This is a genomic window from Cupriavidus sp. D384 (genome assembly GCF_001652915.1).
Taxonomy (GTDB): Bacteria; Pseudomonadota; Gammaproteobacteria; order Burkholderiales; family Burkholderiaceae; genus Cupriavidus.
This window is the reverse complement of the sequence record NZ_BBQI01000102.1, coordinates 49,329-74,224: the sequence shown is the minus strand read 5'-3', so window position 1 is coordinate 74,224 and position 24,896 is coordinate 49,329. Positions and strand designations below refer to the sequence as shown.

Below are 24,896 nucleotides of genomic sequence, written 5' to 3'. Positions count from 1 at the left end.
TCGGGAATGCTGCGCAATTATTCCACTTGGAATAAATCTGTCAACTGATATATTTCGGCTTGTTCATCTCGGGGAGACACGTCGACATGGCGCGACACAGGCCAGCGGCCGAAGGCGGCTACCAGCGCGGGGAAGAAACCCGGGCACGGATCATTGAAGCAGCCATGCGCCTGTTTGCCGCACATGGCTTCGACGGCGCATCCACACGCGACATTGCCCGCGAGGCCAGCGTGAACGCCCCGGCGCTGCAGTACTACTTCGACAACAAGGAAGGCGTGTACCTGGCCTGCATCGACTACTTTGTCGAGCGCGCCTGGGCCATGGTGCAAGACGTGGTGGCGGGGGCCGAAGACCTGCTGGCCCGGCCCGATGCGACGGATATGGAACTGATCGACGCCTATCTGGCGTTGCAGTCACGGTTTGCCAATTTTCTGTACGAGTGCCCCGAGACCGACCACTGGCGCCAGTTCATGGCGCGCGAGCGAGCCGGCCTGGGCCCGCCCACTGCCTTCGAGCGCATCGACGCGGGGATCAACCGGCGCCTGTTCGCGCTGACGTCGGCGCTGATCGGCCGCCTGACCGGCCAACCCGCCTCCGACGAAACCACGCGTATCCGCACGGTAGCCATCGACAGCCAGATCGCAGCCTTCAAGGTCATGCGGCGCCACGTGCTCCGGGCTCTGGAATGGGACGGCTATGGTGAACCGGAGACCTCCCGGGTGCAGGATGTGTTGCAGGAACACACGCGCATCCTGCTGCTAGGTCTCGTTGCGCTGCGCGATGGACCACCGCGGCAAAAATAGAGGAAACACTCTAATCGATCGAAGAAGAGCGATAGCCATCGCTCTTTTCGCTTGTGATTCAACGACTTGCAGCATCCCTCCGGCGCTCCTCGCATCGCCTGACGCTGCACATTTGGAACTTTTACGATTGTGCTTTGCAAAAACCCCTTGCTTGTCTATCTAGTAGTAGATAATATTCAAGCCATGGACGACGCCAAGCAGCAAGAAGCAGACAGCAAGGCACCTTCCAGGCAAGACAAGGCAGTGAATCAGTACCGGAGACGGTTCTTTTTTTAGCAGTGCAAATCTACCTACCAGTAGATAGCAGCAAAGAAAAACCGCCGACATCTCAATAGTTATCTGGCCGGCGCGAACCAACAGTGTGATCGCCCGGCCCCCAGCAAGGAGAGCCACCATGAATGCCAAGACCATCGTTACCGCCGCCGCCCTCGCAGCCGCTTTTGTGACCGGCGCCGTTCAAGCCGCCCCCGCCACGCAGAAGGCCGGCGAAGTCTACGGCTATAGCTTCCGCGTGCAGGATCAACGCAGCGCGTTCACTGACGGTGCGCGCCAGGGCAAGTTCGACCCGTTCACCGAAGGCGCCCGCGTTGGCAAGGCTGACCCGTTCACCGACGGTGCCAAGGTTGGCAAGGCCGATCCGTTCACCGACGGCGCCCGCATCGTGGCAGGTCTGGACCGTGTCGGCGTGTCGGCCAGCCCGGCCCGCAAGGTCGACCCGTACTACGACGGCGCCCGCAGCGTGAACCAGCCGCGCAACCCGTTCTATGACGGTGCCCGCGCCCGCGACATCTACACCGACGGCGCCAACGCCTGATTCCCGCCCGATGCCGGCGGCCCACCAGCAGTAACCGGAGCCCGGGTGGGCTCCGGCACTCTCTCCACGGAGCCCATCATGTCTTTCCGCAACAGCGCCCTGATCCTGGGCGGATGGCTGGCACTGAGTGCCGCCAGCGGTGCCGCGGCGGCACTCGTCGCCTCGGCCCTCTGAGCCGCCACAGGTTGTATTACCCGCCCGCCGGGCGGGCCTGCAGCACGTTGATGAAGTCCGTCAACGCATATGGCTTGCGCAGCATGACCGCGTTCGGCAACGCGGCACGCTGCGCAGGCGTCAGCACCACTTCGTAGCCACTCACGAAGATCACCCGCAGCGCCGGCAACCGCCGGCAGGCGTCGATCGCCAGATCCACACCCGACACGCCGCCCAGCCCCACATCGGTCAGCAATACGTCGATACCGTTGCCACCCAGCGCGGCCATGGCCTCGGCATCGTTGCGCGCCTCGATCACGTCGATGCCAAGCGTGCGCATCAGTTCCGCGGTACTGGCCCGCAGCAGGTCGTCGTCCTCGACAAAGACCACACGCTGGTGCCGGGGCATCTCGATGACCATGCCGTTGGACAAGTCCGCCGCCGGCGTCTGCATGCCATCCACCTGCAACGCTGCCGCCGCGTCAGCCGGCCCCAGCTTCGCCCCGCCGCTCATCAGCATCTGGCGCACCTTGCGCGCCAGCGCCTCATGCGTGTACGGTTTGCTCAGCAGTTCGATGCCGGCATCGAGCCGGCCGGTGTGGACGATGGCATTGTCCGTATAGCCGGACGTAAACAGCACGGCAATGCCCGGCAGGCGCTGGCGCACCTTGCGCGCCATCTCCGTGCTTCGCAGCGGCCCCGGCATGACCACGTCGCTGAACAGCAGGTCGATCGGCACGCCGCTTTCGACAATCGCCAGCGCACTGGTGGCGTCGCGCGCCTTCAGCACGCGGTAGCCCAGGCCGGCCAGCATCTCCACCACCGTGGTGCGCACGTCTTCGTCGTCTTCCACCACCAGCACGGTTTCGGTTCCTCCGCTGGCCGGGCCGCAGTCGATCTCGATTTCCAGGTCTTCCGGCTCGTCCGCGCGCGGCAGGTAGAGCCGCACCGTGGTGCCCACCCCCACCTCGCTGTAGATCTTCACGTGCCCGCCAGACTGCCGCACGAAGCCATACACCATGCTCAGGCCCAGGCCCGTGCCCTGGCCCTCCGGCTTGGTCGTGAAGAATGGCTCGAACACCTGCTCCTGGATCTCCGGCGGCATGCCCGCGCCCGTATCGGTCACGGCCAGCATCACATACTGGCCCGGCGCCACATCGGCGTTGCGGCGCGCATAGACGTCATCGATCGATGCATTGCCGGCTTCCACCGTCAGCCGGCCGTGGCCGTTCATGGCATCGCGCGCATTGATCGCCAGGTTCAGCAGCGCGTTTTCCACCTGGAATGGGTCGATAAGCGTATTCCACAACCCCGCGCCGATCACGGTTTCGATCTCGACACCATCGCCCAGCGCCCGCCGCAGCATGTCGTCCAGGCCCCGCACGAAGCGGCCCAGGTTGACCACCTTCGGCGCCAGCGGCTGGCGCCTGCCGAACGCCAGCAGTTGCGACGCCAGCTTGGCACCCCGCGCCACCCCGGCCAGCGCGTTGCGCACGCGCGTTTCAGAGCGGTCGTCGCCGGCCACGTCGCGCGACAGCAGATGCAGGTTGCCGCCAATCACCTGCAGCAGATTGTTGAAGTCGTGGGCCACGCCGCCGGTCAGCTTGCCGATGGCCTCCATCTTCTGCGCCATGCGCAGCGCTTCGTCGGCATGCCGCAGTGCCTGCGCTGCCGCCTTGTCGCCGGTGACGTCACGGCCCACACCGTGGATGCGCCCGTTCGCCGGATCGATGGCAAGCGTCCAGGCCACCCAGCGCTCGGCCCCATTGGCGCAGAGCATGCGGCATTCGTAGCGCACCGGCAGACCCTCCTCCTGCAGGGCGAGCATCTGCTCGGTCACCGGCACCAGGTCTTCGGGATGCACCAGCACCATGCACGAGCGGCCGATGACCACGTCCGCCGCGTGGCCCAGCAACCGTCGCCATGACGGGCTCGCCCGCTCCAGCATGCCGTCGGCGCCGATCACCATCAGCAGGTCTTCGCTCAGTTCCCACAGCCGGTCGCGGTCGGCCACGGTCTCGGCCACGCGGCGTTCGAGAGAATCGTTCATGTCCTGCAGCTCGCGCTGGGCCTGGCGACGCAGCCGCGACAGCCGCAGGTTGCTGGCGACGCGGGCCAGCAGTTCGCGCGCATTGAATGGCTTGATCAGGTAGTCATCCGCACCCGACGCCAGGCCGCCGACCCGCGCCTCCTCCCCCGCGCGCGCCGACAGCAGCAGCACCGCGGTCTGCCGCAGTACCGCGTCGTCGCGCACGCCGCGCAACAGGCCGAAGCCGTCGAGCCTGGGCATCATCACATCGGAGACGATCAGGTCCGGCGCGATGCGCCGCGCCATGTCCAGCGCCTCCTGGCCGTCCGCCGCCACATGCACCTGATGGCCCGCCGCCTGCAGGATGCGGTGCATGTAGTTGCGCAGGTCGGCATTGTCGTCGGCCACCAGCAGCCGGCCCCGCACATCGGCGGCGTCGGCGCTGGCGCCAGCCCCGGCCATCTCCTCGATGACTTGCGGTGCCGACACGTCGTCGGCCCCGGGCACCCAGCGCCTGGCGGCATCCGCATATGCCAGCGCCCGTGCGCTGGTGGCCGCCGGGCTTGCCGCCGGTTCCGTCACGCTGGCCTCTCGCGGCAACGTCACGCAGAAGCGCGACCCCTTGCCCGGGGTGCTCTGCACGTCGATCCGCCCCCCGTGCAACCGCACCAGTTCCTGAACCATGGCCAGGCCGATGCCACTGCCTTCGATAGACCGGCCGACCGCGCCCGCCACCCGGTGGAACCGTTCGAACAGGCGCGGCAGCTCGTTCTCGGCAATGCCGATGCCGGTATCGCTGACGCACAACGCCACCTCGCCGGAACCGAGCGTCTCCAGCTTCACCGCGATCTCGCCCGTGTAGGAGTACTTGAACGCGTTCGACAGCAGGTTCAGCACCACCGACTCCCACATCTCGCGATCCACCGCCACAGCTGCCGGCAGCGGCGGGCAGTCGACTTCCAGCCGCATGCCGGCCGATTCCACGGCCGACCGGAACAGCGACGCCAGGTCGGCGGTGAAAGCGGCCAGGTCGGTGGGTTGCGGGTACATCTGCACGCGTCCGGCCTCGATGCGCGAGAAGTCGAGCAATGCGTTCACCAGCTTGAGCAGCCGCTGCCCGTTGCGAAGGGCAATCTCCGCCAGCGCGCGATCGCCGTCCGGCCCATTGCTGCGATGGAGCATTTCTTCCAGCGGCCCCAGCATCAGCGTCAGCGGCGTACGGAATTCGTGACTGATATTCGAGAAAAACGTGGTCTTGGCGCGGTCGATCTCGGCCAGCGCCTCGGCGCGCCGCCGTTCTTCCTCATAGGCATGGGCGTAGCTGATGGCCTGGGCGATCTGCCCCACCACCAGGTCCAGAAACGCCCGGTAGCGGTCACCGAACAGGCGGCACGGGTTCAGCCCGACCACCAGCACGCCGCTGGGTGCGCTCTCGCCCGACAGTTGCACCGGCAGCACCATCGCCGCGCGCGGCGCCATTTGCCATGCGCCACGCGGCAGGGCCCCGGCAAACCGGCCTTCCAGGGCATCGACGCGCACCGGCGTTCCCGTGCGCATCGCTTCGCCGGCGGGCCAGGCCGCCAGGGGATCGGCGGCATCCAGAGTCTGTGGCGCGGCGGGATGGTCGCTGCCGATGCCGGTGCTGCCCGTGAGCGCCAGTGTTTCGGCCCCGCGTCCGCCCAGGTACAGCAGCGCGAACGGAATGTCCCAGGGATTCACCTGCAGCGCGCTCAAGGCAAGCCGACTGGCGTCGACGCCGCTGCGTGCGTTGGTCGCGGACGCCGCCAGTTCGCGCAGCAGGTTCAGTTGCCGCTCGGCCACCACGCGCTCGGTGTCGTCGCTGTTGGCACAGATGATGCCCCCGGTGCCACCGTGGTCGTCGGGCACGGGGCTGTAGGAGAACGTGTAGTACGTTTCCTCGGGGTACCCGTTGCGCTCCATGATCAGCAGCTTCTGCTCGACGAAGGTGCCTTCCACGCCGGTCATGGCGGTGGCCAGCAGCGGACCAATGTCCGGCCACACCTCGCGCCAGACTTCGGCGGTCGGACGGCCCAGCGCCACCGGGTGCTTGCCGCCAATGATCGCCTTGTACGGGTCGTTGTAGAAGAAGAGCAGATCCGCGCCCCAGCCAATCCAGATCGGCTGGCGCGACGTCAGCATGATGCGGATGGCCGTCTTCAGGCTTTGCGGCCATTGCTCGGGCGGGCCCAGCGGCGTGGTATTCCAGTCGAACTGCCGGATCAGCGCCGCCATCTCGCCGGCACCGGCCAGGAAACCCAAGGCTCCCCCATCGAAATTCGTCGACGGCACACTGCCGTCCGCATGCGTCATTGCAGTTCTCCCCCCGTCCCCCATGGCCCGCCAGGGCGGCCCATGCCGATTTTCCCCGGCGCGCGCCGCCGGCGACAACCCTGTCTTGTATCCGTTCGCTCACACGCGGCACCACCCCCGATACATTTACACCGGGCCAGCCGCCGTATAGTCTGGCCTTCTACCAGCGCCCAATGCCTGCGATGGATGACACGCCACTCCAATTCCTGATTGCCGTAGCGCTTACCGGCACGCTGACCGTGCTGAGCGTCGGCATCCACTACGAGGCGCTGCGCCTGGTCTCGGAATTCCACCCGAAACGGCTCAGCGGCAAGCTCAATATCGGCGCGGTGATCGTCCTGATCATCATCACGCATTGCATCGAGGCCATGGTGTTCAGCGCCGGCTACTGGCTCGGCACCGACGTGCTGAACATCGGCAAGTTGACCGGCATGCGCGAACATGGTGCCATCGCCTATATCTATTTCTCGCTGGAAACGTTCACCACACAGAGCATTGGCGATATCGTCCCGATTGGGCCCCTGCGGTTGCTGGCTTCGGTGCAGCCGCTGGTGGGCCTGATCCTGATCGGATGGTCGACGTCGTTTACGTTCCTGATCATGCGGCGCGACTGGCGTGGCGACGAACTCGATGCCACCGACTAGACGCGCATTCCCCCTGCTGCATGGTAGGCACCATTGGCTGACGCCGAAATCGGCGTCCTTCCTACACGGTTGTGGGATTGCGGGAAGTTGCCGGCGGCAGTCTCCGGTGAAAAGATAAGTTGCCGTCATCCAGATGGACCGTTGTCCCGTTAGAAGTCGATTCCGCCCCGGCAACGGGGTAACAAGAAGACCGGAGAATCAAGTGTCGACCATCCCGGATAGCCAGCCGTCGTGGCGCGTCCCCTTTCCCCGAATGCCCCAACTGCCCCCGATGGCAGCCCGCGCGCCCCTGAGCCGCTGGCTGGCGCTGGCACTGCTGGCCGTCCTGGCCTTGCTTTGCATGCCGCGCGCCCAGGCCCAGACCCCGGCGCCGCTGGCCGAATGGCAGTACTCGGTGGGGGTTCCGCTGGAGAAAATGTTCGAAGGCGAGCCCGAAAAATGGGAAGTGCGCGTGGGGGCCGCCGCCAGCATCCGGCCGTACTACGAGGGCACCAGCAACTACTACGTGCTGGCCGGCCCGGTCATCGATATCCGTTACCGCGACCTGGCCTTCCTGTCCACGGGCGAAGGCCTGGGCTGGAACATCATCCATACCAATCACCTGCGCGCCGGCATTGCGCTGACCTATGATTTCGGCCGCCGCGAGAAACACGACCACGACCACCTGGGCGGGCTCGGCAATATCGGCATGGCGGCAGAGACGAAGCTGTTCGCCGAGTACGTGATTTCCAAGGAATTTCCGCTGGTGATCCGCGGCAATGTGCGGCGCCAGTTCGGCGGCGCCAACGGCGTGATCGGTGACATCGGCGCCTACATGCCGCTGCCGGGCAGCAACGAGAAATTCTTCTGGTTCGCGGGCCCCACCATGACTTTTGCCGATTCGGCCTACATGAGCCGCTGGTATGGCGTCACGGCCGAGCAGTCGGCGCGGTCGGGCCTGCCGCAACACCATGCCGGGGCGGGCATCAAGTCCTACGGTGGCGGTATCTCGGCCATGTGGTTCTTCGGCAAGCACTGGTTCACCACGGCCGACGTGGGCGTGTCCGCGCTGGTTGGCGATGCCCGCAACAGCCCGGTGATCTCGCATTCCACCAGCTGGACTGGCGATATTTCGATCAATTACCAGTTCTGACCCTGCCCGCCCGGGCAGCGCCGGCCGTGACCGTCAGGCTTCCGGCCGGCTCAGGTATTCATCGACAACCTGGCGCAGCCCCGGCAGCTTGCCGGTAAAGAAGTGGCCCGCGCCCGGCAACACCACCACCGGCAATTCCTGCGGCCGCGCCCAGTTGAAGATATTGGCCAGCGGCACGCGCTCGTCGCGCTCGCCATGCACGACCAGCGAGAGGGCCGGCACGGCGGGGGTATCGTAGGACAGCGTTTCAGACAGCGCGCCGGTCGGCATGCCGGTCAGGATCAGGTGGGCAACCGACTCGCCGTCCGCCGCCAGCCGTGCGGCGGCGCGCGCCTGGATAAAGCCACCGAACGAAAAGCCGGCCAGCGCCAGCGGCAGGCCTGGATGTTCGGCCCGCAACTGGCGGATCACGGCCAGCACATCGTCGGTTTCGCCATTGCCATCGTCGTACTGGCCCTCGCTTTGCCCCACCCCCCGGTAGTTCGGCCGCAGCGTCAGGAAGCCATGCGCCTGCAGCACGCGGGCCAGCAGCTGGGGAATCTTGTGCTCGGCGGTGCCGCCCTGGCTGGGGTGCGGATGGGCCACCACGGCAATGCCGCGCGGCGCGGCGTCCGGGGGATCGACCAGGACTTCAAGTTGTCCGGCGGGGCCTGCGATGAACTGGCGGGAGGATGCTGCAGTCGTGAAAGACGAAGACATTGAAAGGCGGTGACAGGCTGAAAGTGGGCATGCCCGGCAACGCGTGCGGGCACTTGTGCATGCGCAGCATACCCCCGGCCAGACCCGGCCGGCAACGTCGGGGGACGGCTGCCCGGGTTGGCACCGGCCCCGCCGCGAGCATCAATGCGAATGATCGGCCCGGATGACCGACGCGATTTCCTGGCGCCGCACGCTGACCACGTCGTCCAGTTCCAGCCCTTCGGCCACCACCAGCATTTCGGCGCCGCGATTGATGGCATAGATCACGCCATACCAGAGATCGGGTCCCGCCACGGCATTCAGGCGGATGTTGAACTCGGTCTCCAGGTCCTGGCTGTAGACGGTCACCAGATCGCCGACCTCGGGCATGGCGGCCTCCTCCGCCAGCGGATATTCCCGGGCCGCCACGGTCAGTGGCGTCTGCGCAATGCCCCGCGCAAACCTCGCTTGCATCATTGTCTCCTGCACGTTGTTTTCCTGTAAGGATATAAGCGCAGTCCGAAAAGGCACGGTAAACCTGCCGTGCCAGCCCCCGCGGGCCGCGCCAGCGCCGCTTTTTCCGGGTTTCGTTCGGTGCGAAGATGACGTGCCGGATTGACGTGGCGGATGCCCCGCACAACCCTCAGCCGCCCCCCCGACTGGCCGTTTGCCGATGTCCGACTCAGCGCAGGACCTTCTCTTCCGCTACCCGGACAGCGTCTACTTGCCCCGGCATTTCGGCGTGGCCGACCGCATGAACCTGGTCGCACGGCTGGCCGCGGACGTTCTGGACGACCGGGCCGCCCGGGCCCTGCCCTGGGCCGTGGAATGGCCTGCCGGGTTCTGGGCCGATGCCGGCATGCTGCACCGCCACATCGACTATCGCGGGCCCGCCATGGCGACGCTGGCAACCGCCCTGGCCGGGCCCGGCCAGCTGACCCGTGCCACGATCGGCGCCGCCGCACGCAACGGCCGCCATGACCCGCAGAACCTCAAGACGGTGTGGCATTGCCGGGCCCGCTTTGGCAATCGCAACGGGCATCCGGGGTTCCGTTGACGCCACCCCCCGTGGAAATACCCCCCTTCCCGGTGCCTGCGGCGTAACGTGGCTCTGGCAGAATGCATGGGCAATGACGCAACGCTATTCCCCAATGTTCCTGTCGGGCCAGGTCTACACTGCGCCGCGCTGGCGTTTCACGCGCTGGCTCGCGGAGCCCGGCCGGGACGTGCCTGCCGAAATCCGCGAGGCGCTGGTCGGCAGCCTGTTCGGCACGCTATCGATTTTCTTCGGCGGCATTATCAATACGCTGATGGTGGCGATGGTCATCACGCTCCATTTGCGGCGCGCGGAATTCGTGGCGTGGCTGGGGCTTGAGATCCTCATCTGCCTGTCGCGTGTGATGGTGCTGTTCCACGCGCGCCGCGCCTCGCGCGCCGGACGCCCAACCCCCACCGACTGGCACATGTGCCTGACGCTGGCCTGGGCCACCAGTGTCGGCCTGGGTGCCTGCCTGAGCGTGGTCAGCGGCGACTGGCTCAGCGCCGCCATGGCGTGCCTGTCGGCCGCGGCCATGTGTGGCGGCATGTGCTTTCGCAACTATGGCGCGCCGCGCATGACGGCGCTGATGATCCTGCTGAGCCTGGGCCCGATCTGCGCGGGCGCGCTGGTGGCCCACGAACCGCTGTTCCTGCTGACGCTGCTGCAGTTGCCGGTTTATGTCATCAGCATGACCAGCGCGTCGTTTCGCATGAATGCGATGGTGGTGGCGACCATGCGCTCCGAGCGCGAAAACGCCCATCGGGCCCGCCACGATTCCCTGACCGGGCTGCTGAACCGGTCCAGCCTGCTTGCCGAGATCCGCGAAGCCAGCGTCCATCGCATGGCCGCCGGCCGCTACCTGACGTTGCTGTATATGGACCTGGACGGCTTCAAGCCGGTCAACGACTCGTTCGGCCATGGCAGCGGCGACGAACTGCTGATCCGCGTGGGCGAGCGCCTGCGCGGCGCGGTGCCGGGCCGTGGCCTGGTCTATCGCATCGGCGGCGACGAATTCGTGATCGTGCTACGCAATGAAAGCACGCAGAGCGTGCAGGCGCTGGCGCATGACCTGCTGCGCGAAGTGAGCGCACCCTATCTGCTGTCCACCGGCCACGAGGCCCGGCTCGGCGTCAGCATCGGCATTGCACACGTGCGCCCCGAAGGCCTGACCGCCGACGATATCCTGCACCTGGCCGACCGCGCCCTGTACCGGGCCAAGGCCCAGGGCAAGGGTCAGTTCCAGTTCGCCACGTCCGACGACTGAAGCCCGTCGCCGTCCGGGCCGCTGCGCACGGGCCCGCGCCGCGACACCGGGCACGACACGCGGGACGACAGCCGGTACTGGCACACGAACAACGCGATCAGCGCCAACAGGGCAATCACCGCAATCCCGATCCGAAACGCCATCCATATCGTCATGGCAGGCTCCTGGCTGTCTGTTCATGTCTCCAGCCTACGGATTCCGTCGTCCAGTTACTGAAAAGATCCGACTCGGCAATATCAAATTCGTGTCAAAAGGGTGATCGGCCTTTGGACGACAGCATACATTCCATAGCAAAACTCTTAATTCAGTAACCTAAAAGTCTGATGGCCTATCGCAGTCATTGATCAATACGATATGACTTGTCGCAGTCCATCTGCGATAGTTAAATCGACTTCCGCCGGTGCATCGCGCCATCGGTGTCAGCCTAGTCAGACCCACAAACGTCCAGGCAGGGCCCATCAGGCCTTGCCGTCTGCATCAAGGAATCCAATGAAAAAGCTCACGACCGCTTTCGGCGCGCCCGTCGTCGACAACAACAACATCCAGACGGCCGGCCCGCGCGGCCCGGCCCTGCTCCAGGATGTCTGGTTCCTGGAAAAGCTCGCCCACTTCGACCGCGAAGTCATCCCCGAGCGCCGCATGCATGCCAAGGGCTCGGGCGCCTATGGCACGTTCACCGTCACGCACGACATCACCAGGTACACGCGCGCCAACCTGTTCTCGGAGATCGGCAAGAAGACCGATCTCTTCCTGCGCTTCTCGTCGGTGGCCGGCGAACGCGGCGCTGCCGACGCCGAGCGCGACATTCGCGGCTTCGCCATGAAGTTCTATACCGAGGAAGGCAACTGGGACCTGGTGGGCAACAACACACCGGTCTTCTTCCTGCGCGACCCGCTCAAATTCCCCGACCTGAACCACGCCGTGAAGCGCGACCCGCGCACCGGCATGCGCAGCGCCGAGACCAACTGGGACTTCTGGACCAGCCTGCCCGAGGCGTTCCACCAGGTCACCATCGTGATGAGCGACCGCGGCATTCCGCGCAGCTGGCGCCATATGCACGGCTTCGGCAGCCATACGTACAGCTTCATCAGCAAGGACATGCAGCGCCACTGGGTGAAGTTCCACTTCGTGACCCAGCAGGGCATCCAGAACCTGACCGATGCCGAGGCCGCCGAAGTGACCGGCCGCGACCGCGAATATCATCAGCGCGACCTGTATGAAGCCATCGAGCGCGGCGAATTCCCGCGCTGGAAGCTCTTCGTGCAGATCATGCCCGAGGCTGACGCCGGCAAGTATCGCTACAACCCGTTCGACCTGACCAAGGTCTGGTCCAAGAAGGACTACCCGCTGATCGAGGTGGGCGTGCTGGAACTGAACCGCAATCCGGAGAATCACTTCGCCGAGGTGGAGCAGGCCGCGTTTGCACCGTCGACGATCGTGCCGGGTATCGGCTTCTCGCCGGACAAGATGCTGCAAGGCCGCCTGTTCTCGTATGGCGACGCCGAGCGCTATCGCCTGGGCGTGAACCATCACCTGATTCCGGTGAACTCGCCGAAGGCCGCGAAGTACGTCAACAGCTATCACCGGGATGGCCGTGGCCGCACCGACGGCAACGCGGGCGGCACCATTGGCTACGAGCCCAATACGCGCGGCGAGTGGGCCGAGCAACCGGATTTCCGTGAGCCGCCGCTGTCGGTCGAAGGCGCCGCCGACCACTGGAACCACCGTGTCGACGACGACTACTTCTCGCAGGCAGGCGACCTGTTCCGCCTGATGTCGCCGGCCCAGCAGCAGACGCTGTTCGACAACACGGCCCGCGCCATCAAGGGCGTGTCGAAGCCCGTGCAGCAGCGCCACATCCTGCACTGCACGCAGGCCGACCCCGCCTACGGCGCCGGTGTCGCGGCTGCAATCGAGAAGATCGAAGCGAAGTAAGCCCCCTGGGCGTTTGCCTCTCCCGCCCACGGGAGAGGCCCGGGGCAGAGGGCGGGCGCGTCCCGCCCTCTCTACCACTGCAAGACGAGAGCATCAGATGGATCAAACCCAAGCCCCCACCATGACCGCCGATGAAGAAGCCCGCATGATCGCCGCGCTGGGCCAGGTGTTCGACCTGGCGCGCAATGGCGACGTGGCCGCGCTGGCGGCGCTGATCGAACGCGGCATGCCACCGAACCTGCGTAACGAAAAGGGCGACAGCCTGGTGATGCTGGCCGCCTATCACGGCCATGCCGATGCACTGCGCATGTTGCTGGCCGCCGGCGCGTCACCCGACACGGGCAACGCGATGGGACAGACGCCGATTGCCGGGGCCGCCTACAAGGGGTATCAGGAAATCATCGAAATCCTGCTGGAGCATGGGGCGGACGTCGAAGGTGCATCGCCCGACGGCCGCACGGCGCTGATGGTGGCGGCGATGTTCCAGCGTGCGGAGATCGTCGAACTGCTGAAGCGCCACGGCGCCGATCCGGAGGCACGCGACGAACGCGGCATGACGGCGGCCGACGCCGCCGCATTCATGGCCGGCCGCACGGGACGGCCGGCACAGTGATTCGCGGATAGCCGGTCAGCCGCGCCCGACGAACGGCATTTTCGTCGCCATCACGGTCATGAACTGCACGTTGGCGTCGAGCGGCAGGTTAGCCATGTGCAGCACCGAACTGGCGATATGCGCCACGTCCATCAGCGGTTCCGGCCGGATTTCGCCGTTGGCCTGCGGCACGCCGCGCGCCATGCGGTTTGCCATGTCGGTACCCGCGTTACCGATATCGATCTGGCCGCAGGCAATGTCATAGGCGCGGCCATCGAGCGACAGGCTCTTGGTCAGGCCCGTGATGGCATGCTTGGTCGCGGTGTAGGGCACCGTGTTCGGGCGCGGCGCATGGGCCGAGATCGACCCGTTGTTGATGATCCGGCCGCCGCGCGGGTCCTGCGCCTTCATCAGCGCAAAGGCGCCGCGGGCGCACAGGAATGCGCCGGTCAGGTTGGTATCCAGCACGGCCTTCCACTGTTCGAACGACAGTTCGTCGATGCCGATGGCCGGCGCGTTGATGCCAGCGTTGTTGAACAGCACATCCAGACGGCCAAAGCGCTGGCGCACTCTTTCGTACAACGCATCCACCGACGCCGGATTGCTGACATCGCACTGCACGGCCAGCGCCGTCTGCCCCGCCGCCCCGGCCTGTTCGGCCAGCGCTTCCAGCGTTTCGGCGGTGCGGCCCGCCAGCACTACCTGATAGCCGTCGGCCAGCATGGCCTGGGCCACCGCCTTGCCGATGCCGCGCGCTGCGCCTGTGACCAATGCGACCTTTGCCCGCTTTGTCATGCTCGGTGTCTCCGTTCTCGATGGTTAAGCAAGTGCTGACATGATGGTCATCGTACAACACACGGCGAGGCACTGGGGCATGCGGCCCAGGTTTCTCTTGGGCACGGCAGGTGCCGTTTTAAAGATATAACAATAATGCATTTGGGTTGGCGATGCGGTTGTCGTACGATTCGACGCTGACTGGGCGAGTGCTGGGAGGCGCTCGCCTTCCCATTTCCAGCGCCCTCGAACAAATACAAATGTCAGTCGATCTCGCCCTGTCGCCCGCCGGTGCACAGGCTTCCGCCCAGACGGCCGCGCCGTCCAAGGCCGTTATTCGTTCCGCCGCCGATGTGGCGCGGCTCGTCAACGATGGCGGCGCCGCCGTCAGCAACGCCCGCATCGTGGTAGCCATCGCGCTGGGCGGCATTTTCCTGGACGCCTATGACCTGGGCGCCCTGGCCTTCGGCCTGAAGGACGTCACCAGGGAATTCGGCCTGACACCGGCTGGCACCGGCATGGTGGCCTCGGCCATCACGTTTGGTGCGATTGTCGGCGCGTTCCTGGGGGGCTATCTCACCGACCGTATCGGCCGCTACCGCGTGTTCATGGCCGACATGCTCTGCTTCGTGATCGCCGCCATCGCCTGCGCACTGGCACCGAACGAGTATGTGCTGGCCGGCGCCCGCTTTGTGATGGGCCTTGGCGTCGGTATCGACCTGCCGGTGGCCATGGCCTTCCTGGCCGAGTTCTCCAAGCTCAAGGGACACGGCAACAAGGCCGCACGGGTGGCGATGTGGTGCCCCACCTGGTATGCGGCGATCTGCGTCTCGTACCTGCTGGTGCTGGGCTGCTACTCGATCCTGCCGGAATCGCACAGCGGCCTGCTGTGGCGCATCATCCTTGGCTTCGGCGCCGTGCCGGCGCTGATCATCATTGCCGTGCGCAGCCGCTACATGAGCGAATCGCCGGTGTGGGCGGCCAACCAGGGCGACCTCCAGGGTGCCGCCAGGATCCTGCGGAAGTCGTATGGCATCGATGCCGAGGTGGCCCCCGATGCCGTGGTGGAACCGCCCAAGCGCCCGGCGTCGTGGCGCAACTACGGCCTGCTGCTCAAGGGCGTGTACGCGCGTCGCACCGTGCTGGCCACGGTCATGTCGATTGCATCGTCGTTTGCCTATAACGCGGTGGCCTTCGGCCTGCCGGTGATCATCGCCAGCTTCCTGGCGCAGACCATGCTGACCACCATCCTGGTGTCGCTGGCGCTGAACCTGCTGTTCGCCTTCGTCGGTGGCCTGATTGGTGTGCACCTGGTGCCCAAGACCGGCGCCTGGAAGCTGACCGTCACCGGCTACGCGTTCCAGCTGGCCGCGCTGGTGGGCCTGGCCCTGGTGGGCAAGCCCGCCGGTGGCGTGGAAGTGGTCATTGCCATCTCGTTCCTGGCGCTGTTCCTGCTGGGCCAGGGCTTTGGCCCGGGCGCGCATACCATGACCTATGCGTCGCTGAGCTACCCGACGTCGCTGCGCGGCGTGGGCGTGGGCTTCAACCAGACGCTGATGCGCGGCAGCTCCACCGCGTCGCTGTTCCTGTTCCCGGTGCTGGCCGCCGCGCTGTCCACCAAGGTGTTCTGGGTCATCGCCCTGGCACCGCTGGCGGGCCTGGTGGCACTGCTGGCGATTCGCTGGGAGCCGGCCAACTACGACGTGGACGCCGAAGACTTCCAGTCCTGATATCGACCGCCAGCCAGCGCCCGGGCAACCCGGGCCGCCGGCTGGCGTGGATGCCCTAGCGGGCGGCGGCCTCCACGGCCTCGGCCCGCTCCGCCACGATGCGCAGGCGGTCGAAATTCATGTTCGCCCCCGACGTGATCGCCACCAGCGCCTGCCGCGTGCCTTGCGGCTGGCGGCCCGCATACTGCTTCAGCCCCGCCACGGCCAGCGCGCCAGCCGGTTCCACCAGGCTCCGGGTGTCCTGGAAGATGTCCTTGATGGCCGCGCATAGCGCATCGGTATCCACGGTCAGCACCCCATCGAGCAGATGCCGGCAGAGCCGGAAGGTCTCCTCGCCCACGCGCTTGACCGCCGTGCCATCGGAAAACAACCCCACCGAATCCAGCGTCACGCGCTCTCCGGCGGCCAGTGAGCGCGCCATCGCGCACGAATCCTCGGTCTGCACGCCGATGACCTGCACCTCAGGCCGCACCGCCTTGATATAGGCCGCCACGCCGGCCGCCAGGCTGCCACCGCCAATCGGCACGAATACGGCGTCAAGCGCGCCGCGGTGCTGGCGCAGGATTTCCATGCCCACCGTGCCCTGGCCGGCAATCACGTCGGGATCGTCAAAGGCCGGGATGAAAGTCAGCGCCTGCTCGCGCTGCATCGCCATCGCGTGGTCGTAGGCGTCGGAATACGACTCGCCAGCCTGCACCACCTCCACCATGTCGCCGCCGTGGGCCCGCACGGCATCCACCTTGACCTCGGGCGCGGTCTGCGGCACCACGATCACGGCCCGCACGCCGAGCCGCGCCGCCGACAGCGCCACGCCCTGGGCATGGTTGCCGGCCGATGCCGTGATCACGCCGCGCGCCAGCGCATCGGCCGGCAGGTTGGCCATCTTGTTGTAGGCGCCGCGCACCTTGAACGAGAAAACGGGCTGGTGATCCTCGCGCTTGAGCCAGACCTGGTGGCCCAGCCGCGCCGACAGCGCGGGCGCCAGGTCGAGCGGCGTTTCGCGCGCCACGTCGTAGACGCGGGCCGTCAGGATCCGCCTCAGGTAGTCATCTGCGTCGATCGCCTCGGCATCTGCGCGCAGAAGCGAAGAAGACGCGGAAGAAGCAGCGCCGGCAGCGGGGTACCGGGGGGGTGCGGGGACGGCGGGAACCGTGGGTTGCGGCATGGAACGCTCCTGTCTGAAGTCGGGGGGTCCCCAGGAGGCGGCCACAAAAAACCCGCCTCGTTGGGCGGGTTGTTGTCTGTTCCGGACGCGCGCTAACCCACCATTCGAGGAATGGTGCGAATAATCGCGATGATGTTCAGGCCGGAACAGGTCATGGCAGCGAGTGTCACGGATTTATGCATATTGTGTCAATCCCGACGATGTCCGGCCGCACGGCGGCCCCGGCCCCGTGTTGCAGCCGCGCCGATTCCCGCAATCCGTTTCTCCATGCGGTGTTCAGGCGGACGCTAGCTCGTATTAGAATCGCCGTTGTCGTCACGTCCGGTCCCGTTTCAAACCAGAGGTCATGTTCCAGGTTGGATATCCCACCCGGACTGGTTTTGTCCCACGGGCAACCGGCGCTTTAGTTTCACAAGAATCCATCCGATATCTGTCCTGCGTCCACGGGACTTCGGGCATAACAGATACATGACCGCGCTTGCATACGATGTCGCCCTGGCACCCGAGCCCGCCGATCGCCGGCTGGCCGGTGCCACCCCTGCCGGGGACGAGGCCTGGGCGTTGCTGGAGGCTTCCGGCGCGCTGGCCATGCGGGTCGACACCCAGGGCCGCATCCTCGAAGCAACCGAAACCACGGCCGACCTGCTGGTCTATCCGCTGGACTACCTGCTGCACACCTCCGTACTCGACCTGATCGCGCTGGAATCGCGCGAACGCGTGGCGCGCATGCTGCAGGGCTGTGCGCAGGATCACGCCGCCCGGCGCGAGCGTGTGCGGGTGGTGGGCGGCGGCGGCCCGGGCTGGATCGACCTGCGCGTGAGCCATCATCGTGCCGCCGGTGGCGTGGCCAGCCTGCTGCTGTTCGGCCACGACATCACCGACTGGGTGGAGTCCGAGCGGCAACTGACCGAGCGTGCCTTCCTGGATCCGTTGACGGGCGTGGGCAACCGCGCCTTCATCCGCAAGCGGATCGAGGAATACACGTCCGGCCCGGCGTCCCGGCAGTCGTTCGCGCTGGCACTGATGGACCTGGACGGGTTCAAGAACATCAACGACTCCCTGGGCCATGAATTTGGCGACGCGCTGCTCAAGGAAGTGGGCGGGCGGCTGCAGGACACCGTGCGCACGCACCATAGCGTGGCCCGCCTTGGCGGCGACGAGTTCGTGCTGCTGATGGACGGCCTGGAGTCCGAGGCCGACGCCGTGCGTATCCTGGAGCGCGTGATTCACGTATGCCGCCAGCCGTTCCTGCTGGGCGGCTGCCATGTGCGGATCACCACAAGCATCGGCCTGGCGTTCTCGACCGAAGCCCCGCAGAGCGAATCGCAATGGCTGCGCCGCGCCGACCTGGCAATGTACGAGGCCAAGGCGCTGGGCAAGAACCGCTACTGCGTCTATTCGCCCGAACTGGATCGCCGGCTCGACGAGCAGTTCCGGATCGAGCAGAGCATGTTCGAGGCGGTGCAGAACGGCGAATTCCTGCTGCATTACCAGCCCATCGTGTGGCCGGCCTCCGGCGAGATCTGCGCGGTGGAGGCGCTGATGCGCTGGGAGCACGCCGGCGAGTACATCCGTCCCGACGTGTTCATCCCCGTGGCGGAGAAGAACGGCCTGATCAAGCATCTGGGCGCGTGGGCACTGCGCTGCGCCTGCGCGCAGCTGGCCGCCTGGGATGCCCAGGGTATCCGCGTGGGCCATATGTCGGTGAACGTATCGGCCGTGCAGTTCCTGCACCCCAACTTCTACGACAGCGTGCGCGGCGCGATCCAGGACGCCGGCATCAGCGCCGACCGCCTGGTGCTGGAAATCACCGAAAGCGCGCTGATGACCGACCCGCAGGCCGCCGAGCGCCTGCTGCTGTCGCTGCGCGCGCTGGGTATCCGCTTTGCCGTGGACGACTTCGGCACCGGGTATTCGAGCCTGTCCTACCTGCGGCGCTTCCCGCTGTCCGCGCTCAAGGTGGACCGCAGCTTCGTGGCCGACATGCTCGACTCCCCGCACGCGCGCACCATCGTGTCGGCGGTGCTGTCGCTGGCCCGCGAGCTTGGCCTGGTGGCAATTGCCGAGGGCGTCGAGACCGACGCACAGGGCGCGTTGCTGGCCGCGCAGGGCTGCGACTTGGTGCAGGGATGGCGCTATGCGCGCGCCCTGAGCCCGTCCGACTTCGAAAACGCGGTGCTGGACGGCAAGCTCATCATGGGCCACGGCGAAGTGTTCACGCAGCGGGTGGCGTCCTGATGTCCAAGACGGAGTTCTTCGAGACCCTGTGGGCACGGATGGCGCAGCAGGGGGATTTCCCCACGCTGCAGTACTGCGTCGACAACATCTTCAAGACGCTCAACGCCGACCTGACCGTCGGCGAGATGGCAACGAGCGTGCTGTCCGACTTCAGCCTGTCGCAGAAGGTGATCCGGCTGGCCAACTCGGCCATGTACCGGTCTTTCGGCGGCGAGGTCACCACGGTCTCCCGCGCCATCCTGGTGCTGGGCGTGGAAGCCATCAGCCACCTGACGCTCGGCATCCAGCTGCTGGACTACTTCCACGGCGTGGCGCCCAAGCGCCCGCAGGCGCTGAAGGCCTTGCAGCGTGCGCTGGTGGCCGGCGAGATCACGCGTGCGCTGACCCAGGCGCGCGGCATCAACGAGGGCGAGGAAGCGGTGGTCTGCACGCTGATGCACCACATGAGCCGCCTGCTGCTGGTGTTCTACTTCCCGGACGAATGGGAGCGCGTGGAGGCCATGTGCGCCGCGCATCCGATGACCGAGAACGAGGCCGCGCTGGAGGTGCTGGGGGTGTCGCTGGAAGACATCGCCGAGGCGGCAGCGCGCAAATGGCGGCTGCCGGGCCTGATCGCGCACGCCATGAAGCCGCGCACGCTGTCCGCCGACACCGTGCTTGAAACGCATTCGGACTGGCTGTCGGCCATCGCCCATGTGTCGGCGGAAGCCGCCGTCACGATGGTGCGCGAGGGTAACGAGGCGTCCGTGGAGACGCTGCTCAACACGCATGCCAAGATGCTGGGCCTGAATCCCGGCGATGTCAGCGTGGCCGTGCGCCAGGCCGAGGCACTCAGCACGTCGATCACCGAATCGGAAGCCGCCACGCCGACAGACGGCGGTGCCCCGCACGGCCCCCAGCCGGTAAACGTCCTGGAGCGGTTGCAGGCGGGTCTGGCCGAAGTGCGACGCGAAGGCGCCGGCCTGACGGTCTCGCAGCTGGCGCCGATGGTGCTCGAAACCAGCATGCGCGCTCTCGATTTCTCGCGCTGCTTCCTGATGATGCTGAACCCCACCACGCGGCGCTTCCATGCGCGCCTGGGCTTTGGCGACGGCATGCGCGAGGCGCTGCCCGCATTGTCATTCGAGGAAGGCTTCGTGCCCGACGTGTTCCACTTTGCCGGACTGTCGGCAAAGCCGCTGCTGATCGAGGATACGTTCGACGCGGAGATGGCGCACCGCATGCCGCGCTGGTATCGCGATGCACTGCCCGACGCCCGCACGGTGCTGCTGGCTCCGGTGAAGATCCGCAACCGCTGCATCGCCATGATCTATGGCGACTGGGGCGCCGCACGCATGCCGGTGGTGATCGGCGAGGCCGAACTCGAAGCCATCGATGCGCTGACCGGCGAGATCGCCGCCGGCGTCATGCGCGCAGCGCCCGACCGCACCCCGCCGCGCCCGCGCTAATCCTGCGCGCCCACCCTGTCCGCTGTCAGTGGCGCTGTGCCTTGCGCGCGGCCTTGTTGGCATACATGGCCGCGTCCGCCTCGGCCAGCAGGTCTTGGATATTGCCGTGGCGCAGATGGTCGAAGGCAATCGCCCCTGCGCTGAACTGCAATGCATACCCCAGGGGGTTGCGCGCGTTCCAGGCATCGAGCTGCAACTGAAGCCGGGCCAAGGCATCCTGGCAGCCGTTCTCATCGGCATTGGTCAGCAGCACGGCGAATTCGTCGCCGCCGATACGCCCCACGACATCTGATTCCCGAAACGCGGCACGCAGTTCCGCGCCAAACGCGCACAGCGCGCGGTCGCCCTCGGCGTGACCGAAGCGGTCGTTGATCGGCTTGAAGCCATCCATATCGAAGAACACCAGCGTGGCGGGCCGCCCTAGGCGCCGGCACAGCTCGATCGCGTGCTGGCCCAGCACCGTGAAGCCGCGCCGGTTCGACAGCAGCGTCAGCTCGTCCATGGTAGCCATGTGCACGGCCGCCAGTTCCTGCTCGGCCATCTGCGCCAGATCGTGCAGCAACGCGCGGTCTTCGTCGTCGAAACCGCGCGGCTTGCGGTCGATCAGGCACAGCGTGCCGATCTTGGCGCCATTGGGCGCCGATAACGGCCGGCCGGCATAGAAGCGGATATGCGGCTCGCCGGTGACCAGCGGGTTGTCGTGGAAGCGCAGATCCTGCGTGGCATCGGGGATCAGCAGGATGTCGTCGCCACAAATGGCGTGACCGCAGAACGATGTGTCGCGCGACGCTTCCGAATCATCGAGCCCTTCGCAGGACTTGAACCACTGGCGATTGGCATCGACCAGGCTGACCACGGCGATGGGCACGCCAAACAGGCGTTTGGCAAGGCGCGTCAGGCGGTCGAAACGTTCCTCAGGCGGGGTGTCGAGGACGTTGAGCGACCGCAATGTCGCCAGGCGGATCGCTTCGTTGGCGGGAATCGGGGGCAACTGCATAAGCTTGTCGACCGTTTCTGGTTTCTGTCTTCGTTGATGACCACATTAACGGCAAATCCGCGCAATCGTGCACCGTGTACTGTTTGTTTCACTTTTGTGGCCGTTGCGCGAGGCCTGTCATGCAACGATGCGACGGACCTTCATGCGGCCATCTCCGTGGCGTTGGCTTCAGGATGCTCGGCCAGCGGCACGAAGCGGCCAGACTTGCCGTCCAGCGCGTCGATTGCACCGGTGCCGATGTCGTAGTACCAGCCGTGCAGCGCGATGCGCCGCTCCGCCAGCGCCTGGGCCACGCACGGATGGGTGCGCAGATGGCCCAGCTGCTCGATCACGTTCTGGCGCACCATGTCGTCCACGCGCTCGCGATCCGATGCATGGGGCCGTGCCAGGCTGATCTTGCGGGCGCCGCTGGCATGTTCAAGCCATTCCGCCACCGATGGCATGTGGTCCAGGCACTGGCACATGGCCACCGCCGTCATCGCCCCGCAATTCGAATGGCCGCAGACCACGATATCGCGCACCTTGAGACCGGCCACCGCATACTCGACACTGGCCGATACGCCACCTGGCTGCACCGCATGGGCCGGCACGATATTGCCGGCGTTGCGGATCACGAACAGCTTGCCCGGCTCGCTCTGCGTCAGCAGCGCGGGCTCCACGCGGCTGTCGGAACAGGCAATGAACAGCGTGCTGGGACTCTGCTGCGTCGCCAGCTCCTGGAACAGCGCGGAAAGCTTCGGGAACTCCTCGCGCTGGAATTTGAGAATGCCTTGAATCAGGTCTTTCACGGTAATCCCCCCATTTGAACCGTTAGCATGTCGAACCGCGCGCCATTGGTCAAAGACGGGATTATTATGCCAACCATTGGCAACACCAATAGCTGACCCACTCCATGCTGCTGCGCCACGTTCGCTACTTCCTGGCCGTTGCCGACGCCGGCAACTTCACGCGTGCCGCCGAGACGCTGCACGTCTCGCAACCCACGCTGTCGCAACAGATCCGCCAGCTCGAAGACACGCTGGGCGCACCGCTGTTCGACCGCAGCGGCCGGTCGGTGCGGCTGACCGATGCGGGTCAGGCCTACTACGTACATGCGCGCCGCGCACTGCAGGACCTGGAGGCCGGGCAGCGCGCCATCCATGACGTGGGCGAACTCACGCGCGGCAACCTGCGGCTTGCCATGACGCCGACGTTCACACCCTACCTGGTGGCGCCGCTGATCGTGGCATTCAATGCGAAGTACCCGAACATCACGCTCAGCCTGCGCGAGATGCCGCAGGAGCGCGTGGAGCCGCTGCTGGCCGACGACGACATCGACATCGGCATCGCCTTCGACGATATCCACCTGCCGGACCTGGAAGCCACGCCACTGATCGACGAACCGCTGGCCTACATGGTGGGCGCGTCGCACACGCTGGCGCGGCGCCGCACCGCATTGGGCGCGACGGCACTGGCCGGTGAATCGATGGCGATGCTGACGCGGGAATTTGCCACGCGCGGCTATATCGCGCGCTATTTCGGCGGCCTGGGCATCGAGCCGCGCATCACGTTCGAAGCCAACTCGGTGAGCGCGGTGCTGGATGCCGTACGCAGCGGCCGCCACGCCACGGTGCTGCCGGCGGCCATCGCAGCAGGCCAGCCGGACCTGCGCGTCCTGAAGCTGGAGCGCCCGCTGCCGCCGCGCCATGCAGCGCTGCTGCAAAGAAAAGGCGCGTACCGCACAGCCGCGGCTCGCGCCTTTGTGGACTTCGCGCTGAGCGAATTCAAGCGTCGTCGGGCGTCCCCAGCGCGCGATTGATCCGCAGCGCAATCAACGTGCCCACCACCCCAGACAGCAGGTACAGCGTAACGGCCACCAGGCCGAACAGCGACGACAGCCCCAACGCCACCAGCGGCGCAAATGCGGCGCCGAACAGCCAGCCGAAGTCCGTGGTCAGCGCGGCGCCCGTGTAGCGGAACTTGGTGTCGAAGTTGGACGTGACCACGCCTGCCGCCTGCCCGTACGACAGGCCCAGCAGGCCGAATCCCACCAGGATGAATGTGTCCTGGCCCGACGCGCCGCCGTCCAGCAGCCACGGCGCGGCCAGGCTGAACAGGCCGATCAGCACCGCCATCGTCGCCAGCGTGGTGCGCCGGCCGATGCGGTCGGCCAGCCAGCCCGAGATCAGCGTGCCAATGAACGCAATGGCCGCACCGACGATCTGGATCGCCAGCACGTCACTGATCTCCTGCGTCTTGTGCAGGCTGACCCAGGACAGCGGAAATACCGTGACCAGGTGGAACAGCGCATAGCTGGCCAGCGAGGCAAAAGCACCGAGGAAGATGTTGAAGCCCTGCGCATTCACCATCTGGAGCGTGCTGATCGGCTCCAGTTCATCCTCTTCCAGCAGCCGCGTGTACTCGTGCGTAACCACCAGCCGCAGCCGCGCGAACAGCGCCACCACGTTGATGGCAAAGGCCACGTAGAACGGATAGCGCCAGCCCCAGTCGATGAATTCCGCCGGGGTCAGGCTGACGTACAGGAACAGGAACAGCCCGCCCGCCACCAGGAAGCCGGTTGGCGCGCCAAGCTGGCCCACCATCGCGTACCAGCCGCGTTTGTGCTCGGGCGCGTTGAGCGCCAGCAGCGACGGCAGCCCGTCCCACGATCCGCCGAACGCAATGCCCTGCAGGAAGCGGAACAGCGCCAGCAGATAGATTGCCGTACTGCCGATCGACGCGTACGCAGGCAGGAACGCGATGCCCACCGTGGCGGTGCCGAGCAGGAACAGCGACGCCGTCAGCTTGACGCCACGCCCCCAGCGGCGCTGCACTCGCATGAACAACCCCGTTCCAAACGGGCGTCCGATAAACGCAAACGAGAAGATCGTGAAGCTGTAGAGCAGCCCGGTCAGTTCGCTGGCAAACGGGAAGAAGACCGTGGGAAAGACCAGCACCGAGGCGATGCCGTACGTGAAGAAGTCGAAGTACTCGGAAGCCCGGCCGATCACCACGCCAGTGGCGATTTCGGCAGGTGCCACCTCATGGTGGCCGGGCGCCGGAGGTGCAGTCGGCGACGCGCGATGCTGGTGGGACAGACTGGCCATCGTGGAGTCTCCATCGAGTGCGGAAGGAATGTCGTACTGCACTT

General features: G+C 66.2%; 20 protein-coding genes and 1 pseudogene. 12 read left to right on the top strand and 9 right to left on the bottom strand.

Annotated features, from left to right (window positions below; genetic code table 11):
• The first annotated feature begins 86 nt into the window (after positions 1–86).
• Both A9J21_RS26420 and A9J21_RS26410 read left to right on the top strand, forming a co-directional pair.
• Positions 87–803, top strand: a complete 717-nt coding sequence (locus tag A9J21_RS26420; RefSeq protein WP_066740915.1) for a CerR family C-terminal domain-containing protein — start codon at positions 87–89, stop codon at positions 801–803.
• A 394-nt stretch (positions 804–1,197) separates the two neighbouring features.
• Positions 1,198–1,617: a copper resistance protein CopQ gene (locus A9J21_RS26410; RefSeq protein WP_066740908.1), complete on the top strand. Its 420-nt coding sequence runs from the start codon at positions 1,198–1,200 to the stop codon at positions 1,615–1,617.
• A 190-nt stretch (positions 1,618–1,807) separates the two neighbouring features.
• Here A9J21_RS26410 and A9J21_RS26405 read toward each other — a convergent pair whose 3' ends face one another.
• Complete coding sequence (locus A9J21_RS26405; RefSeq protein ID WP_231907048.1) at positions 1,808–6,130, bottom strand: response regulator; 4,323 nt, start codon at positions 6,128–6,130, stop codon at positions 1,808–1,810.
• Between the two features lie 182 nt (positions 6,131–6,312).
• Here A9J21_RS26405 and A9J21_RS26400 point away from each other — a divergent pair, with 182 nt between their 5' ends.
• A complete protein-coding gene (locus tag A9J21_RS26400; protein WP_066740904.1) occupies positions 6,313–6,774 on the top strand; it encodes an ion channel in 462 nt (153 codons plus the stop codon).
• Positions 6,775–7,027: 253 nt separating this feature from the next.
• The gene (locus A9J21_RS26395) at positions 7,028–7,906 is read left to right on the top strand and encodes a MipA/OmpV family protein (RefSeq protein WP_066740902.1); all 879 of its coding nucleotides are present in this window, start codon (positions 7,028–7,030) and stop codon (positions 7,904–7,906) included.
• 33 nt (positions 7,907–7,939) lie between these two features.
• Here A9J21_RS26395 and A9J21_RS26390 read toward each other — a convergent pair whose 3' ends face one another.
• Together A9J21_RS26390 and A9J21_RS26385 are read right to left on the bottom strand one after the other, a co-directional pair.
• On the bottom strand, positions 7,940–8,605 hold the full coding sequence (locus tag A9J21_RS26390; RefSeq protein ID WP_066740900.1) for an alpha/beta hydrolase: 666 nt from the start codon (positions 8,603–8,605) through the stop codon (positions 7,940–7,942).
• 141 nt (positions 8,606–8,746) lie between these two features.
• Positions 8,747–9,058: a hypothetical protein gene (locus A9J21_RS26385; protein ID WP_066741197.1), complete on the bottom strand. Its 312-nt coding sequence runs from the start codon at positions 9,056–9,058 to the stop codon at positions 8,747–8,749.
• A gap of 199 nt (positions 9,059–9,257) precedes the next feature.
• On the opposite strand from A9J21_RS26385, the gene A9J21_RS26380 reads away from it, so the two are divergent.
• Positions 9,258–9,641, top strand: a complete 384-nt coding sequence (locus tag A9J21_RS26380) for a DUF3626 domain-containing protein (protein ID WP_066740898.1) — start codon at positions 9,258–9,260, stop codon at positions 9,639–9,641.
• Positions 9,642–9,714: 73 nt separating this feature from the next.
• Complete coding sequence (locus A9J21_RS26375; RefSeq protein ID WP_231907046.1) at positions 9,715–10,887, top strand: GGDEF domain-containing protein; 1,173 nt, start codon at positions 9,715–9,717, stop codon at positions 10,885–10,887.
• On the opposite strand, the gene A9J21_RS26370 is transcribed toward A9J21_RS26375, so the two are convergent.
• The gene (locus tag A9J21_RS26370) at positions 10,857–11,042 is read right to left on the bottom strand and encodes a hypothetical protein (RefSeq protein ID WP_066740895.1); all 186 of its coding nucleotides are present in this window, start codon (positions 11,040–11,042) and stop codon (positions 10,857–10,859) included. The two genes, A9J21_RS26375 and A9J21_RS26370, sit on opposite strands and share 31 nt — an antisense overlap.
• A 334-nt stretch (positions 11,043–11,376) precedes the next feature.
• Here A9J21_RS26370 and A9J21_RS26365 point away from each other — a divergent pair, with 334 nt between their 5' ends.
• Together A9J21_RS26365 and A9J21_RS26360 are read left to right on the top strand one after the other, a co-directional pair.
• The gene (locus A9J21_RS26365) at positions 11,377–12,822 is read left to right on the top strand and encodes a catalase (protein WP_066740893.1); all 1,446 of its coding nucleotides are present in this window, start codon (positions 11,377–11,379) and stop codon (positions 12,820–12,822) included.
• Between the two features lie 121 nt (positions 12,823–12,943).
• A complete protein-coding gene (locus tag A9J21_RS26360; RefSeq protein ID WP_066740891.1) occupies positions 12,944–13,435 on the top strand; it encodes an ankyrin repeat domain-containing protein in 492 nt (163 codons plus the stop codon).
• 15 nt (positions 13,436–13,450) lie between these two features.
• Here the strand turns inward: A9J21_RS26360 and A9J21_RS26355 are convergent, their stop codons facing one another.
• Positions 13,451–14,209: an SDR family oxidoreductase gene (locus A9J21_RS26355; RefSeq protein WP_066740889.1), complete on the bottom strand. Its 759-nt coding sequence runs from the start codon at positions 14,207–14,209 to the stop codon at positions 13,451–13,453.
• A 239-nt stretch (positions 14,210–14,448) separates the two neighbouring features.
• On the opposite strand from A9J21_RS26355, the gene A9J21_RS26350 reads away from it, so the two are divergent.
• On the top strand, positions 14,449–15,918 hold the full coding sequence (locus tag A9J21_RS26350; RefSeq protein WP_066740887.1) for an MFS transporter: 1,470 nt from the start codon (positions 14,449–14,451) through the stop codon (positions 15,916–15,918).
• A 67-nt stretch (positions 15,919–15,985) separates the two neighbouring features.
• On the opposite strand, the pseudogene ilvA reads toward A9J21_RS26350, so the two are convergent.
• Positions 15,986–16,978: pseudogene (ilvA, locus tag A9J21_RS26345) on the bottom strand (threonine ammonia-lyase, biosynthetic); the annotation flags it as partial.
• 573 nt (positions 16,979–17,551) lie between these two features.
• Between ilvA and A9J21_RS26340 the strand changes: the two are divergent.
• Both A9J21_RS26340 and A9J21_RS26335 read left to right on the top strand, forming a co-directional pair.
• Positions 17,552–19,321: a bifunctional diguanylate cyclase/phosphodiesterase gene (locus tag A9J21_RS26340; RefSeq protein ID WP_066740886.1), complete on the top strand. Its 1,770-nt coding sequence runs from the start codon at positions 17,552–17,554 to the stop codon at positions 19,319–19,321.
• Complete coding sequence (locus tag A9J21_RS26335) at positions 19,321–20,769, top strand: HDOD domain-containing protein (protein ID WP_066740884.1); 1,449 nt, start codon at positions 19,321–19,323, stop codon at positions 20,767–20,769. The genes A9J21_RS26340 and A9J21_RS26335 overlap by 1 nt, the downstream gene beginning before the upstream one ends.
• 25 nt (positions 20,770–20,794) lie before the next feature.
• Here A9J21_RS26335 and A9J21_RS26330 read toward each other — a convergent pair whose 3' ends face one another.
• Positions 20,795–21,766, bottom strand: a complete 972-nt coding sequence (locus tag A9J21_RS26330; RefSeq protein ID WP_066740882.1) for a diguanylate cyclase — start codon at positions 21,764–21,766, stop codon at positions 20,795–20,797.
• Positions 21,767–21,906: 140 nt separating this feature from the next.
• Positions 21,907–22,554, bottom strand: coding sequence for a carbonic anhydrase (locus A9J21_RS26325; protein ID WP_066740880.1), 648 nt, complete (start codon positions 22,552–22,554; stop codon positions 21,907–21,909).
• 104 nt (positions 22,555–22,658) lie between these two features.
• On the opposite strand from A9J21_RS26325, the gene cynR reads away from it, so the two are divergent.
• Positions 22,659–23,564 (top strand): transcriptional regulator CynR, encoded by a 906-nt coding sequence (cynR, locus tag A9J21_RS26320; RefSeq protein ID WP_066740878.1) that lies wholly within the window; start codon positions 22,659–22,661, stop codon positions 23,562–23,564.
• On the opposite strand, the gene A9J21_RS26315 is transcribed toward cynR, so the two are convergent.
• Positions 23,530–24,852, bottom strand: a complete 1,323-nt coding sequence (locus A9J21_RS26315) for an MFS transporter (RefSeq protein ID WP_066740876.1) — start codon at positions 24,850–24,852, stop codon at positions 23,530–23,532. The genes cynR and A9J21_RS26315 overlap by 35 nt on opposite strands.
• Positions 24,853–24,896 lie beyond the last annotated feature (44 nt).